Source organism: Pseudomonas sp. PICF6 (assembly GCF_009831705.1).
GTDB classification, from domain to species: Bacteria; Pseudomonadota; Gammaproteobacteria; order Pseudomonadales; family Pseudomonadaceae; genus Aquipseudomonas; species Aquipseudomonas rhizophila.
In genome coordinates this window covers 463,036-477,799 of sequence record NZ_WUUD01000026.1, presented here as the reverse complement: position 1 = coordinate 477,799, position 14,764 = coordinate 463,036, and the positions used below count along the sequence as shown (strand labels likewise).

Here is a 14,764-nt window from a genome sequence, read left to right as displayed (position 1 = left end):
ATCATGATAAAAAAAGATTCGACCTCATATCGCTGGATTTCCCTGGCCACAGGGAAATCCAGCTATCACTAAGGCGGGCCGTTATGCAGTCGCTACTTCTTTTGGTGTAAATGTATCGCGCGCTACGTTCCCGATGGTGTTGGTCGTGTAGGCATCGAAACTTCCGCCAATCAAGCCTCCCAGCAGAGGCACAGCTTTACCGAGATTGATCACGCCTTTTTCACCAAATTTGGTGAACAGCTTGAAGCCTACCTTTTTGTTTATCTCTATCAGAGTCTTACCGGAAATCGACTTCACGGCGTTCATCGCTAGCTTGTTGCCGACGGCAATGCCGATGTCCTTCAGCACTTCCTTGGCGGAGTTGGCTGTGAGACAGGCGAAAACGAGGGTCTTTACCTTGTCATCCTTGACGTCGTAGCCACCTAGGTGGGCGATGGCGGCGATCATGCGAATTTGTACGAAAAGCACACTTGTGATGTTGGCGGGCAACGCGACGGGCAGTGTGATTAATCCACCCAGGCCGGTGATGAAGCCTGAGGTGGCCGATTTGGTGTTCTGCCAGCGAATCAGGGAATTAGCTTGATCGTAAGCAGGACTTTCTTCCTTGGCGTAGCTGGCTGCGAGCTCCTCGGCGGAATCAAGACCGGAGAATCCATTCACAGATCTCTCGTAGGCCCAGTCAAGGACTTGCATTATCTTTTCTTGACTTATCAGTTCCATCTTCAGTCTCGGCGTATGATTGATGGCCTTATGATGCCACATCTGTTTGGTTCTCCGCATTACCTCGCTTTGAACAATTCTCCTCCAAATCCCTTCGCCACTGCGCTGATGGGAAAACTCCACTTACTAAATAATTGCCCACAATCCGCGACTGAATACTTGCGGATGCTGGTTCGCCAACGTGCGGAGATAACGCATGGGATGCGGATGCAGAGGAGTGGGGGCGTACATCAAAAAAACGGCGTCCGATCAAGGCAGGGAAGGGGTAGGAAATTTGCTGGTTGATGTCCGCTGTGGGAGGGGCAAGCGAGCTGTCTTGCCCGTTGCCAAGAACCGCGAAAAAAATCACCTGTCGAAGGACAGGTGATTTTCGTGGTTTCAGTAATCGCTAAGAAAACTATAAGAAGACTTTCATCGCCCCGATCAAGATGCCGATCGTCACGGCGAGCATGGAAGCCATACGAATGGACAACTTGAGATCAGATTTAGCGATCTCTGCAGTCAGCCGATGATTAGTATTAGCGATCTCAGCAGTCGCCTTGCCGATTTCAGCAGTTGTTCTACCGATCTCGGCAGTCAACCGCTGGTCAAGGTTTGTGAGATCACTTTTCGTCGCGAGTAGTGTGAGCATGTCAGATTCCAATGCTTGGATAACAGCTTCGGCTTTGAGCTCAGGCACGTCGATTGCGCGCAGTGCCTGATACATCGCCAGTTCCATTTTCATTAAGGCCTCCAAAAACAAAAAAAGGCCTTCCCCACGACGGGAAAGGCCCGTCGTGGGTGGGAAAGTCATGCTTCCATCGACATTCAAGTCGACTGTCCGCGCTGCCGGAAGCTATGCGGTCATATGGTGGATCCTGCGGAGAACCGCAGCGCCGTCTTTAAGATCCTGGCGGCTGGGGTGCTGAACGAATCAGCTAGATGCATGGCAAAAATGCCCCTGAGGCCTTTTGCTGTCAATCCGGAAATCGGTTTTCGACTGTTTCCTAATGTTGTGTGAGGCGTCTCACTGCCTGTGGTCACCACCACCTTCAGATTCGGATTGTTGAGGAACGACCTCGAACGCCCAGAATTATCGGCCAAGGTAAGTCGCGGTAATTTGTGTTCTTTCATGCCCGAGTTCACGGCTGATAATTTGTCGAGCAATACGGTCTTGAGAACGCTGCATTGGGGTCAATTCCTTGGAAGAGATTCCTCCTGCCGCCGGTGCCTTCCGCCCTGTCAAAGCTACGTAACGGCTTTGTGCATAATGATGACGTAGCCCATGCATGTGGCTCAGGCCTGCTGCCTTGCACTGACCGTCGTAAGTGTTTCTCTGCTGGATATACGTTTTCTGAGACGGGATTAATGAGCCGGTTCCCGCTAGACGATGCGCCGCGTTCAATACCTCGTGCTGTAGCGAAGTGGTGACCGGCACAGAGCGATCACGTCCACCCTTCGTCCATGAGCCCTTGAGGAGAATGTGATCTCCTTGATCCGCATACTTGGGTTGAAACTTGATCGCTTCCTCACGGCGTAGTCCAAACGCCGACTGAAGCTGGAGGCTCATGTGCACATGAGCGTCGGTGATCTTGCCAAGGCCTGTTCCCAGTTCTTGGGCTTTGCTGACGTTAGTGACGAAGCGCCGGTCGGCCACTCCCAGTTGCGCGTTGTCCGCGGGGAGAATGCCAGCCTTGCCGATTTTTTCAGCCCACCATCGAAGGTGCGCAAGCCGATTTTTGATGGTGCCAGGTGACAGGCCTTCGCCTTGCCAGCGATCAAGCAGTGCCAGTACGTGTTTGCCCTTGAGCGAGGGCGCTTTCATTTGCCGGAAACCAGACTCGCGCAGTTGGCGTGCGATCAACCCCAGTGAGCGGATACGGTCGGCCTGAGTATTGTGACTGCCATCGCGATTGCGTCGGCAAAGTTGCCGCAGGGTGTAGGTCAAATCGTCCATATTCCATCTACGCTCACAGACTTTGATTTGTATTGTTGTCCTGTCCTGAAAATCATTGGTAAGTGTTGGTGCCAACTCGCTAGGCGAGATCCCCGAAGGGCAGGGGCATGGTGTTCAGGAAACACCGGTGTCTCGACTGAGACGTCCGTCTTTCTTCCTGCTGGAAGGTCATACGGAGATGGAGCGGGATGAACGAGTTTTTAGCGTCGATGAGTACTCCAAAGAAATGGATGGGATAGTTAAATGGAAGCAGTCGGCGTTGCACAAAGGACCGCTGCTTAGGACGGTGCAGTAGCGGCACATCACGGAATAAATCCTATAGAACAAAAGTGGCTCCGCCCCATCGGGTATGGGTCGGTATGCTTTTGGAGCCTTGCTTACCTGGCTAACTCCATCCTGCTGGATCAGCGCTTGCAGGAGTCTTGCGCTGTTGGGATAACGACGTTCGAACCTGTCGTCTTAGGTTTTTGCTGGGCCAGTGTATGGGGGCATCATCATGTATGCCGCACTCTTTAGGGTTCAGGATTTGCCCGTGATGTTGGGGCGTCGGCCGGGCCGTCACTGCGGATTGCAGTGACGGCCCGGTTCATGACTTACGCGCATCCGGGCAAAAACTGGTTCTGCGGCAGGTGCATATTTATCCATCGCCTGTGGTACTGACGCGGCCTCCGGCCTTGTCGGCTCCCTGCGCAGGTGCGGCATGGTCCCCATGCCACGCCTGCGCAGGGGGCTTGTATGAAAAGCGGAGAGGGGAGCTACATCGTTTATGCACGCCATGTGAGTGGCATGGTATGTCGCTCGTTACCGAGTCGTATCGACTACGTCGGGTCGAGCTGGTCCAGCGCACGCAGCATGGTGACCTACGCAATGACCTGCAGGTTATTGCTACTGGTGCCCTTCAACTGATCTACCAGGTCCAATGCATGACATTAGCCAATGCCAGCGGCTCGCAGGCATGGGGGAGCAAGTCGGCGATGTTGGTATCTGGGGTGACCGGGAGCTTTATGTCGGGGGTCTGAAACGGCTGAAAGTGAGCCGCCGCAATGGTGCGGTTACGATCCATTGGATTGGGCAGCAATCGATATGTATCTGACGTTTTCCAACGGCAGAAAACGGCCAGCAGCGGACCTTCAGGCTCGGTGTGGCGGATGCATACATTCATTTGGGGAGAAGAAATGAGTATCGTGGCCTGGCGCAAGAACGGCTATAGGCCAGCTAGGTCAAAAGGTCCGGGCACTGAATAGCAATTCCTTGACAAAGCGATCCTCGCTCGATGCATTACGCCGGACTACGCATGTGCTGATGGAGTAGCAGTTTATGCTGGTTGATGCCGGATTTGTTGGGCAGGGATCACTTGCCCAGCATGATGCGGTCGCATGGCTGCAAGGATTATCCCTCGCCGGCAAGGGGGAAATTGATGAGGGCAGAATCGAGTAATGGCTTTGTGCCCCTGCATTATGTAAAGATTACTCTTATGAGTGGAACCAAAACTCGATTCTCGAGATAAGTTCGTCGAGCTGGCAAAAAATCAAAATTAAGGAATTGCATGAAGCGCTTTTGGACACTGTATAATTTTCTGTCAAAACTATTGCCTAGTTGCTGTAGCATTCTTGCTCTTGTATCAACCGTATTGCTGACATTCAGCCTACTACTAAGTTGTGCAAGCAAGGATTTTTTTGTGCCTGCGTGGATGTGCTCGGCGAATAAATACGCAATTGACGAAATGTTGTCGCCCGGAAGTCCCTTCGTTATTGCTGCGCTTCTTTTTCCCGGACTTGCCATCGTCATTATTGTAGCTATTTTTTATAAGTGGCATAAAGACATTTATACCCAGTGTGTTGAGATGCTGCGGAGCGAAGAGCTAAGTTTTCAAGGTGTTTTTTCTGGCGTTTTATTTAAGCGGTGGGGCTTCTGGGCCGGATCACTTTCTGTATTGTTTTTCTTAATGGATTTTTTCGCAATCAAGAGCAATACAGCCATTAATGGTGTAGTAATCGGCCTGGTGCTCTATTTGCAAATTCTCTCATCATCGCAGGTGATGTTACTACTCGGGCTGTGCTGCTTGTCGTATCTGCTCATGATCTATCCCGCTTTCATTAAGTGGCGGGTCACTTCGGATACAAAATAAATTCAGGCAATTAACCTCTTCCACTAATAGCGTTCGCAAATTATCTGGTGATCGTTCATTAACTTAATAACATTTAGCCGACTTGGCACCAGAATTTGTGAACCACTAAAATCAAAGAAAACTAAGAATCGATCAATATGAGTACAATTACGCCGCAACAACTTTACAAATATCGCGACGACTCAGAGCGAACAGAAGACATCATAAAAAGCCAAAAAATTTGGCTATCAACACCAGCACAACTCAATGATCCATTAGAATGTCGAATCGGTGAGATCCCGAAAGACTGGGAGTCACGCACCATTCGGGATATGGAGAATGCCCAAATAATGGGTATCTTTGGGTTCCCACCTCAAGCGCCAAAGACGCTTTTTTCATTAGGTGAGAAAGAAACGAAAAAATGGTTGAAACGATTTAAGACTAGCTCACACCCGCAACGCATTTCAGCCATACGAAAGCTATACTCCACTCATGGAATGCAACTATCAAAACCAGAAAATGTATTTCATGATATGCGAAAAAGACTGTTGTCTGTTGGGGTGTTTAGCCTGAGTGAAGACTGCCAGAGCGAACTGATGTGGGCGCACTACGGAGCAAACCATAGAGGAGTCGCTATAGGCTTCGAAACGTCTCCAGATTGTAAACTCAGTGATTCCAGGCACACTCTCCCCGTCGAATACACACCACAAAAGCCAAATTTTAAATCTGGGTTTAAAAGCGAGGTGCAAATATTTCCACCAGGAAGCGGACAACAAAATATTGTTCGAGTTTCATTCGAAGATGAAGTTTTTCGAGCCGCCCTCAGTACAAAAACACTAGTATGGCAATACGAAAGGGAGTGGCGCTACATCGAAGAAAGTCATGGGCTATTTGATTTTCCCGGAAAAATTACAACCATTGTATTTGGCTTGCGCATGGATTCTGAACGAAAGAAACATTACAAAAATCTCGCCTCCGAATTCATACGCAATGAAGTAAAATTTTTCGAAATCAAAGAAAACTCAAAATTAAGCGGATTTGAAATAAAAGATGCCTAAACGGGGTCATTGCACGAATTGAGTATAAATATAACTCTTGGAGTGGACGTTTTTCGTGTGTTTATCGCTCCTTGCTCAGAATCATAGCCTAGTTAGCATTTCCATATTGCGGACATCAACAAGGGCCATGACCAAGATGCCCCCCGCCATACCGATTCCAGCACCGGAAAACTTGAAGTCAGGCTAATGATGGCCTACTGATAGAACTGAGTAGTGTTGTTGCACCAACGTCCACATTTAGTTGTTAGCTGCCTCGCGACTAGCAGCTAACGCCTAAAGGCGTGCTTCGCCGAACGCAGAAACTGTTCAGTAGCGACATTACTACAGCATCGGTCGGATGCGAGCTGTGGATTTTTACTCCCATGCCCTATGGATCTCATGATTCGACTCCAACTCATTGATGTAATCGATAATGCAGACACCAAATTTTGCAGGGTTAAGTAAAACTTCCCACTTTTTGCCTTTGTTTTCGCCTTTAAGACGAACTTCTCCACTGAACCAAAAACCTGCAAGGTCCTCCGACCAGTATGAAAACTCCTCCAAATTTCCAACTGCGTTTCGCATCACGAATGCCACTGAGGTCGCGTGTATAATTTTGTTGCACGTTTCCCGGATCGAGAGGTTGGCCTTGCTGCTCGTGAGATGCGCGGATGGGTGCCGTCCCGAGATGTCAGCGTCTACCTTTGCCATCTCTCCTGGATCGAAAATTAGCTGGCTAAGCGAATCCTGAAGAATTCTTATCTTTGTAGCTGTTACGACCAAAAGCTCGCTGATTGTGGCTTGCAAATTGTAAACGTAGTTCGGTTTTGTGGCTCCCCATGCTTCGTGGTCATCACTATCGACAAAATGATTCTGAGCTTCCTTGGCACCGGCGCTCCAAGCGACGAGTTGAAATGCATTTTCAGTAATGAGTGCAGTGCTTAATGAGTGAGGGCGCATAACGATACCGAAAAATTAAGATTTGAGTTCAGCACCTGCCAGAGGCAGCCGTTGGAGAACCTAGTTAATTGAATCGCCCCCAGCACCGTAGACAGATTTGAGGCGTCACCTCTGGGTGCTTTCTGCCTGTCGTCACTGGCAAAAATCGGCCAGAAGCAGTCATTGCTGTTCGTCCAAGTCATCAGTCTCGCCGAACAAGAATTTCCCTGTGTTCCAAATCGACCGCCCAACGTTGTGGATAAGTTGCTCTCCTTGCCGCAATGGCGAGTCGTCTTCATCGACGCCAGCGAGCTTGATCGCGTCTGTAACCTTTGAGCCAGTAGGGTGTGCATCTCCCACTCGCATATCATAAGCACCGGCAATCTCAGCAAATACTTGCCTAGCTTTGTCGTCTCCAATTTTCTCAGCCAAAATACTTTGGAGTAATTTGTTTGAGCCGAGTTTGCCTTTCTCTTGGTGTGCAGAAAGCTTGCGTAGCTCGGTTATGTTGAGCCTGTCCGAGAATACGCGAATGATGTCCTTGGCCAATCTGAGTAGGGACGCTCTGTCTTTGCTTGCAAACCTGGATATCTGCTGCCCCGCTTCGGCGTCATCAATATCATGGGTGAAAAGAGATATTCCGTATTTATGCCTGAAGCCGTCGGCCAAAAGCCTCATGCTTCCGAAGAAAATTTCTTCAACTGCATATGTTGATGCCGGTTTCGCCCTCATCTGTGCGTCCAGCAGCTCACTTGAAACCTTTCCTTCAGGAACAATATTATGCCCCGCCCAAACATGCTGCTCCCATGGGGCGAGTCGTGCGATGTCATAAGCATATACGGTGATAAGATCCGAACTGTTTATCCCGAAATGAGTTTTATATCCTGACGTCGAATTAATAGCTCCAGTTTCAGCCGTGTACCACACTAACTTGAATCCCCGGCTATTCAGAAGCTCATTTACAACGCTGGCTCGAAACCATAGCCAGCGGCCTATGTCCTCGTTATCAAGCTCTGCTGATCTCATTCGCGCTCCATCGGTTTCCACAATGAAATGCGGGAGGTTCGGATCTGCATCTCCACGAACGCGTAGGCTTTTTGACTGGTGGTCTATCCATTCCTCACGCCAAAACTCCCCCTCTACCCGCACACCTGTATAGCCTCCACGATGCCCTTTTGAACTTTCATGGTCAGTGTTCGAGTCATTCTCAGGGCCCATCACAGGGGCGTCCTCATCCTCATCTACATCCGTTCGCCAGGCTCGAAACATCGCCCAGCTTCCCCCGAATACGTCATCAAGCTTGCGAATGATTAGGGAGAATTTTCCTTTATCTCTTTCCTCATTGTGGGGCTGCAAATTTGAATATGCGCTTTCCTCGAAGACGGTGACGTTTTCGACCCTCTGTCTGTAGTATGCAAGGCGGAGCGACAGGTTTCTGGCCGCTAGATAGTCAAGTAAAAATTCTCTTTTTATTTCTATCTGACGATGCTCGCCATCTTCACTCACTGTCTCGCGAGCTACCACAACGAAATTTTCTTCAGGTCTGACCCAGTTGTTGCCCTCTTTAACCAAGTGCAGCGCGATTACTAGGTCAGGGCTTAGTATCCACTTTCTGCCACCGACAACAGGTTGCGGGTGTTCGTAAACTAGATTTACACCTATTGGCTCTTTATCGTTGTATTGATATTGGTCAATAGACGCATAATATCCATCTTCGTAAGCATAAGGCGCCACCGTGTGCCCAATGCCTATGTCGCTCCATCCAAGACGCTCCTCAACCCGCTGGCGATGCTCTGGCGGGAATGCTACGGAGCCACAGCCGAAATACTCACTGACATGGCCTACCTCTTTTAGATCCCCTTTCTTGCTCTCAACTGAAGCTCTTAAAGGAACCCACGCCGCGTTAGAAAATACCCTGCGGGTTTCCTTGGTCTGGAGAATCCACTCTTCACTCATGGTCGAATTTCCGTTATTCATGTCAGCATGTTGGGATTAAGAAGTGGCCTTCTCGGGGCCCTCGACAGGATGGTTTGCACGAGCTGGCAGATCAACAGGGCCATCTCTGGAAATCGCAAATATCATAATGAATAGCCCCTTATTTCCTAGTCACTCTATGACTGCTTCTGGCCGTTTCCAGCCCTTCGCGACAGGCAGAAATCAGCCAGAAGCAGTCGTAGGTAAACGGCTGTTTTCGACTCTACACCGACTGGTTACTACCTCCCTCCCCCTACTGTAATACTCGTAATACTTGCATATGGCCAGTGCAGGGTTAGGCTAAGCAGAGAGTTTCGATCTACAGAGGGATTGCCGTGCCAGATTTCTTTGTTGCGCAAGCAGGGACACTGAATCTTTTCCAGCAATATCGAAGCCCTAATAATGGGTTCAGACCGGGACAGCTGGGCAGCATGCATGCAGTGCTAGCCCATTTCTCGGTACAAGATGATCCGGCAATCGTTTGTCTACCCACGGGCTACGGCAAAACCTCTTTGATGATGGCTCTCCCCTTATTGCTCGGGCCTGCTCGTGTTCTGATAGTCGAGCCGTCTAGCGCTTTGAGGAAACAGGTTCATTCCCATTTCTCGGTGCTATCAACGCTCAGACGAATTGGGGCGCTCCCAGATGACGGGCCGCTGCCCAATGTCCACCTTCATGCCAAGCGCCCACAGTCGGAAGATGATTGGAGCCTTCTAGAACGGTTCGATGTAGTCGTGTCCACGCCGGGGAGCTCATCCCCCGCGATCGCTCCCGGAGCGGCACTAGATCTCTTTGATCTGATAATTTTCGATGAGGCACACCACGCTCCTGCCGACTCTTGGATCGCATATGTCGAGCACTACACCAAGGCAAAATTCATATTCCTGACAGCAACGCCGTTCCGGCGTGATGGGCGCCTCATACCGGGCAAGCTGGTTTATCGATATCCGGTGATGAGAGCCGTTGCTGAGGGTGCCTTCGATCCCATCAGATTCTGTGCAGCACCAATCGAGAACGAGCTCGACGACGTACACGTTGATCAGATGATCGCCAGGGCCGCTGTTCAACAAATGAACGAAGACTTGGCTAACGGCTTTGATCACAGACTGTTCATACGCGCAGCAACAATCCAGGCGGCCGAAGACCTAGTCCCCTTGTACCGTGGCCTTGGCCTCTCGGTGGAAGCCATCAGCAGCCGGCTGACGAAGCGCCAGCAGGATAACGTCGAAGAGCGGCTCATTTCCGGCGAGCTTAACGCCATCGTATGCGTGGATATGTTTGGGGAGGGTTATGACTTTCCAAAGCTAAAAGTGGCTGCATTGCACGCGCCACATAAGTCGTTGGTACCAACCATCCAGTTTATCGGTCGGTTCGCAAGAATTGATGCTGCCACGGGTCAACCGACACTCATCGCACCTACTTTTAGAATACGCGAGGCCACCGCTTCTTTGCTCAAGGAGGGGGTAGAGTTGGCGCAGATGATTGATGATGCGGCTTTGGCGCAAATACAAGGCTCTGGGGAAAATCAGGAGTTTATGGAAAGCCTGCCTGTCAGCAGGATCACCGAATCAGACTATGAGTCTGTCTCGCCACTTTCCTTTCATCTATACGCGCATGTTCGGGTGTTTCATTGCTCCCAAGCCCCCAATTTCTCATTGTTCGGAGAGAAGATCGGTCGCCGACTTCGGATAGCGAAACAGTGGGGAACAACTGATGGATCTATCTCTGTGGTACTTGCTGCAGATGAAGCCCCCCCGAAGTGGACGATCCTGGATGCGCTAATCGACGTTCGTCATGAGGCCTTCCTTCTGATGTTTTTTCCTGAATCTAATTTTTGCTATATCGGCTCGACACTGCGGACGGAAAAGCTGTATCTCGCGATCATGGATGTCGTCTGCCCGGGCGGGTGCAGGCCGTTGAGCTATGAGGAGACGAGCCGCGCCCGGGCAGGCTTGCAAGGTGTGAAGTTCTTCAACGTTGGACTCAAGAACACGACCTTCAACTCACAGAGTGAGACGTACCGAACACTGACAGGGCCACAGGCAGAGCGAGCCGTAACGTCTGGGGATAGTCGCGCGTACGCACAGGGGCACTTTTTCGGGAGCGGCATGAATGGGCAAATCAAAGAGACTGTAGGGGCCAGCAGTAGCTCCAGAGTCTGGAGTAATCAGCGCCTATCGATTCCCGACTTTGTGGACTGGATACGCACCCTCAATGCCCGGATAACAGGGAATGTGCCATTCAGTGCTACTCATTTGGACATAGTGAGAATGACCACGGCGCTTCGCCGGCTACCTGATTCCGTCATCGCAGCCAATTGGCCAAAGCAAGCCTTCAAGGCCAATCCTAAAACTCGTTATCGTCCGACTGACCAAGCAGCCTATAAGTTTTCAAAATTGCTCGAGTGGGATTTGCAGAATTTCCGCAGCGATCCGCAAGCAGGAACAATGGCGTTCGCTGTTGCACATGTCGACGGGGTGGTTGAGATGTGCTTCAACCTTGCTCAAGGCCGGATGATCACGTGTCTGGACCAAGTGCCGACCCTTGAAATCGAATCCGCGCATGATGCCTGGATGCCCCTCGCAGATTGGATGTGTGAACAATGCCCCGTATTTTATGCTGCCGACAAATCGTCATTCGAAGGCATGAATTTAATGGCCGCTCCGCTTCAGCAAACCCTTAGGCTTGTCGCGGGAGATGCTGAGGCCATTGAGTGGGACAATTGTGATATCACGGTTGAATTCTTACCTAGTGACACAACGCCCAGGACACTACAACGGCGAGCTTTGCTCGCGGGCAGAGCTACGGTTCAAGAGCACCTGCAACAGCATCTGCGGACATTGCCCGATGTTGAGGTGATTTATTATGACCACAGGACAGGCGAAGCGGCGGATTACATATGCATAACCAGAAGCGCCGACGGGGACGTGAATGTGAGCCTCTATCACTGCAAGGGCGCGGGTGGCCCAGCCAATGGTGGACGGGTGGGGGACGTGTATGAAGTCGCTGGCCAACTGGTCAAGTCAGTTTATTACTGCGATGTACCTACGCTTCTCCATCACATGGAGGATCGCATGCATCGACGCCACACCTCGCCTTCATTTTTCATAAGCGGCAACTTCCAAGATACTGCACAGCTTCTAACGTCCACCCCGGCAACCCAGCTCAGTTTCTCCGTCATTGGCGTCCAGCCCGGTATTCGCCGATCTATGGTTGATGAGCGACTTAGCGACCTGATGGCTTTCTGTATCGGTTACGCTCGGCAAGGCGGAGCAGCTAAAGCCTACTGGTTGGTCAGTGAGTAGTGCTGGACTGACAGAAAAGGGGAAATATCTATTTGCTGCTGATCAGCCGCTTCTGGCCGATAGACGCCCTTGGTCGAAGGTCTGTACCTAGTCTAACGCCAGCACCTAGAAAACATGGCCTACACAATCCAGCGACAGGTACAAGAAAAAAACCACCTGCCCTAGAACAGGTGGCTCCTGGTACCAACGGAGAAGATGGTCTCGTTAACGAATAAACGCGACTGCGGCGAACAGAATCGCCACCGCGAGGAAAATCATCACGCCAATATTCATAGTAAGACTCACCTCAAGCTGAGATAACGCTGCCCGAAATTGTGCTATGTCGGAATCGGACTTAAGTGCAGGAGATGGGTGCAGAGCAGGCTCCATGGCTTGGATTACTGCTTCGATTTTCGGCTCGGGCACGTCAATCGCTTTCAGTGCTTCATACATTGCCAGTCGAATTTTCATTAAGGCCTCCAAAAACAAAGAAAGGCCTACCCCAGGACGGGGAAAGGCCCGTCGTGGGTGGGGTGGGAATAGCTTGCTTCCATCGACACTCAAGTCGACTGTCCGCGCTGCCGGAAGCGATGCGGTCATTGGCAGGATCCTGCGGAAAACCGCAGCGCCGTCTTGATGATCCTGACGGCTGGTATGCGCTTGTAAAAATGCATCCGCGGACGTTTTGCTGTCAATCCACAAACCGGCTATCGAGTGTTACCTGATGTTGGGTAATAGCACCGGGCATTCATGAGTTTACAGGCGTTGAATACGCGCCCTCTAGGCAGGGCACGGCTGCCACTCTTTGCTTTTCATCACCTGTGCAGCCAAATCTCCAGCGTTCCTCGGACCGGCCAGGATTTTGCGCATGTTGGCAATGTGTGGCCGGCCAATTTCGCGCCATGCCGAGTGCGCTGGTGGCTTCTTGCATATTTCTGTGCAGACGCGAGGTGTGGACTGGATTGCAATTGGCTCGGCAGCCAGGTGCTGTTTTTTGCGGCCAGCCCACAAGCGAAACTCGCCGACTAACACACGCTTCACCAGGGCGAAGAAATAGGCGACAACATTGCGTACTGTGCCGCTTTGGCTGCGTGCCTGTAGTTCGTCCAGCACGTCCTGGCGATGGTGTGACGGCAGCCGTTTCAAGGCCGCTAGCACGTCTCTTTGCTGATCTGCTTTGGCGCTGGCCAGGCATGGCGGCAATGCCAGTAGCGCTGATGGTGAATCGCTTTCCTCACGCGTATGCGCGCGGTACGTACGTTCTTTTTTATACAAATACGGCTTATACGTACGGTCTTGCTCTTGAGGTATCTGGCGGGTCTGTTTGGTCTGCTGCGTAACGGTCGATCTGTTTGCGGAAGTGCTAGGTGTAGATGTTCGATTAATCCTTGGAGGCTTTCGCAATGGCGCCGAGGGCGGTGGTTCTTCGTCTTTGTTCCGTTGCTCCCGGATTGCAATGGGGAGACGTTCAGGCGTGTCCTCAGAGGTCGCCAGAATGTGCTCGGCAAGATGCTTGATCTGTTTGTTCTCATGGCCGATGCAGGTCGCCATAAGCTCTTCCAGGCTGTCGTCGAGAGCACAAGCTTCATGGAAGCTTAGAGCGCGTTCATTGACCCGATACAACACGCTTTGAACATTGCCAGTCATGAGATCGCAATGCTGTCCCACAAAGCTGATCCATCCTGTAAGTCGTAGCACCGCTTAAGCGCGCCAAGCCGTTGCAGCGCCAGCGCGCTGACCACAGGGAGTACAGGTGAGGTAACGGCGCAGTTGCCCCATGTTCACTAGCGGGCTGAGGCCATCTGCAGTGCGAAGCATGTGCAAGACCTGCCAGCCATTGCGCTCCAAGGGGGTGAGGCGCACATCGAGCATTAGCGCCGTCAAGGTGGTGCGCAGAGCATCTTGGTCTTGCGAGTTCTGGTGAGTGCATTGGTCTGCCATGAGATGACTCCGAGGTATGGACCACAACGGCCCGTTCCCCTACATCTCATCGCGGATCACCCTGCGTGTAAGTCGACAATGCGATTTGCATCACCACCTTATTGTTCGGGGGCTGACAGTTCGATTGTGAAAAGCTGTTCCGTATCAGCCGATGGCACTCCTTCATCAGCGTATGGCAACTACTTTCCGATCACCGCTTTCGATGGTTGCTGATACCGAGAGATTGCCGGTAGCTGCTCCCTGGATGTGTTCACTCCACCACTTCATCATCGGCCGTCTGCGCTCAATGTAGTCCGCTCGGTTATAGGCGCTACGAACCTCGTCCTTATCGACGTGGGCAAGTGCAACCTCAATCAGCTCAGGGTCCCAACCCTTTTCATTGAGGATGGTGCTCGCCATCGAGCGCATTCCATGACTGACCAGGCGCCCTTCGAAGCCCATGCGTTTCAGCGCCATGTTGGCGGTCTGACTGTTGCAATGGGTGCGCGGATTACGGTCGGAGGGAAACACGTACTCCCTGTGTCCGCTATAGGGCTTGATGGTCTCCAGGAGCGCCAAAGCGTGCTCCGTGAGCGGGATGATGTGTGTGCGACGTTTCTTCATTCGCTCAGGTGGAATCGTCCAGATCTTCTTTTTGAGGTCGATGTCAGCCCATCGGGTGGTCGCAGCTTCTGCTGGCCGAGTCATCGTGTGGAGCTGCCACTCGATGAGGCATCGGGTGGTTCTTTTGATGCTGGCATTAGCAATCGCCACCATGAGTTCATTGAGCTCATCGGGGGGCAGTGCCGCCATGTTTTTCTTCTTTGGTTTTTTGAAGACCGATCGA

General features: G+C 51.4%; 11 protein-coding genes. 3 read left to right on the top strand and 8 right to left on the bottom strand.

Features of this window, described 5'->3' with window-relative positions:
* Positions 1-81: 81 nt before the first annotated feature.
* The 3 genes from GSM73_RS18650 to GSM73_RS18640 form a co-directional block, all read right to left on the bottom strand.
* The gene (locus GSM73_RS18650; protein ID WP_223522833.1) at positions 82-693 is read right to left on the bottom strand and encodes an EcsC family protein; all 612 of its coding nucleotides are present in this window, start codon (positions 691-693) and stop codon (positions 82-84) included.
* Positions 694-1,117: 424 nt separating this feature from the next.
* Positions 1,118-1,444: a hypothetical protein gene (locus GSM73_RS18645; protein ID WP_058543814.1), complete on the bottom strand. Its 327-nt coding sequence runs from the start codon at positions 1,442-1,444 to the stop codon at positions 1,118-1,120.
* A 348-nt stretch (positions 1,445-1,792) separates the two neighbouring features.
* A complete protein-coding gene (locus tag GSM73_RS18640) occupies positions 1,793-2,656 on the bottom strand; it encodes an integrase domain-containing protein (RefSeq protein WP_160893438.1) in 864 nt (287 codons plus the stop codon).
* A gap of 1,678 nt (positions 2,657-4,334) precedes the next feature.
* Here GSM73_RS18640 and GSM73_RS18635 point away from each other — a divergent pair.
* Complete coding sequence (locus GSM73_RS18635; protein WP_160893436.1) at positions 4,335-4,784, top strand: hypothetical protein; 450 nt, start codon at positions 4,335-4,337, stop codon at positions 4,782-4,784.
* Positions 4,785-4,921: 137 nt separating this feature from the next.
* A complete protein-coding gene (locus tag GSM73_RS18630; RefSeq protein WP_218575755.1) occupies positions 4,922-5,821 on the top strand; it encodes a DUF2971 domain-containing protein in 900 nt (299 codons plus the stop codon).
* A 354-nt stretch (positions 5,822-6,175) separates the two neighbouring features.
* On the opposite strand, the gene GSM73_RS18625 is transcribed toward GSM73_RS18630, so the two are convergent.
* On the bottom strand, positions 6,176-6,760 hold the full coding sequence (locus tag GSM73_RS18625; RefSeq protein ID WP_160893434.1) for a hypothetical protein: 585 nt from the start codon (positions 6,758-6,760) through the stop codon (positions 6,176-6,178).
* A 159-nt stretch (positions 6,761-6,919) separates the two neighbouring features.
* Positions 6,920-8,695 carry a hypothetical protein gene (locus GSM73_RS18620; protein WP_160893432.1) on the bottom strand — a complete coding sequence of 592 codons (1,776 nt, stop codon included), beginning with the start codon at positions 8,693-8,695 and terminating at the stop codon, positions 6,920-6,922.
* A gap of 353 nt (positions 8,696-9,048) precedes the next feature.
* Here GSM73_RS18620 and GSM73_RS18615 point away from each other — a divergent pair, with 353 nt between their 5' ends.
* Positions 9,049-12,018: a DEAD/DEAH box helicase family protein gene (locus GSM73_RS18615; RefSeq protein ID WP_160893431.1), complete on the top strand. Its 2,970-nt coding sequence runs from the start codon at positions 9,049-9,051 to the stop codon at positions 12,016-12,018.
* 204 nt (positions 12,019-12,222) lie between these two features.
* Here GSM73_RS18615 and GSM73_RS18610 read toward each other — a convergent pair whose 3' ends face one another.
* The 3 genes from GSM73_RS18610 to GSM73_RS27545 all read right to left on the bottom strand — a co-directional run.
* Entirely contained in the window at positions 12,223-12,468 is a 246-nt protein-coding gene (locus GSM73_RS18610; protein ID WP_160893430.1) for a hypothetical protein, read from the bottom strand.
* A 309-nt stretch (positions 12,469-12,777) separates the two neighbouring features.
* On the bottom strand, positions 12,778-13,644 hold the full coding sequence (locus GSM73_RS18605) for a hypothetical protein (protein ID WP_256676955.1): 867 nt from the start codon (positions 13,642-13,644) through the stop codon (positions 12,778-12,780).
* A 459-nt stretch (positions 13,645-14,103) separates the two neighbouring features.
* Positions 14,104-14,764 (bottom strand): tyrosine-type recombinase/integrase (locus GSM73_RS27545; protein ID WP_256676954.1); only part of this gene is annotated, 661 nt, incomplete at its 5' end.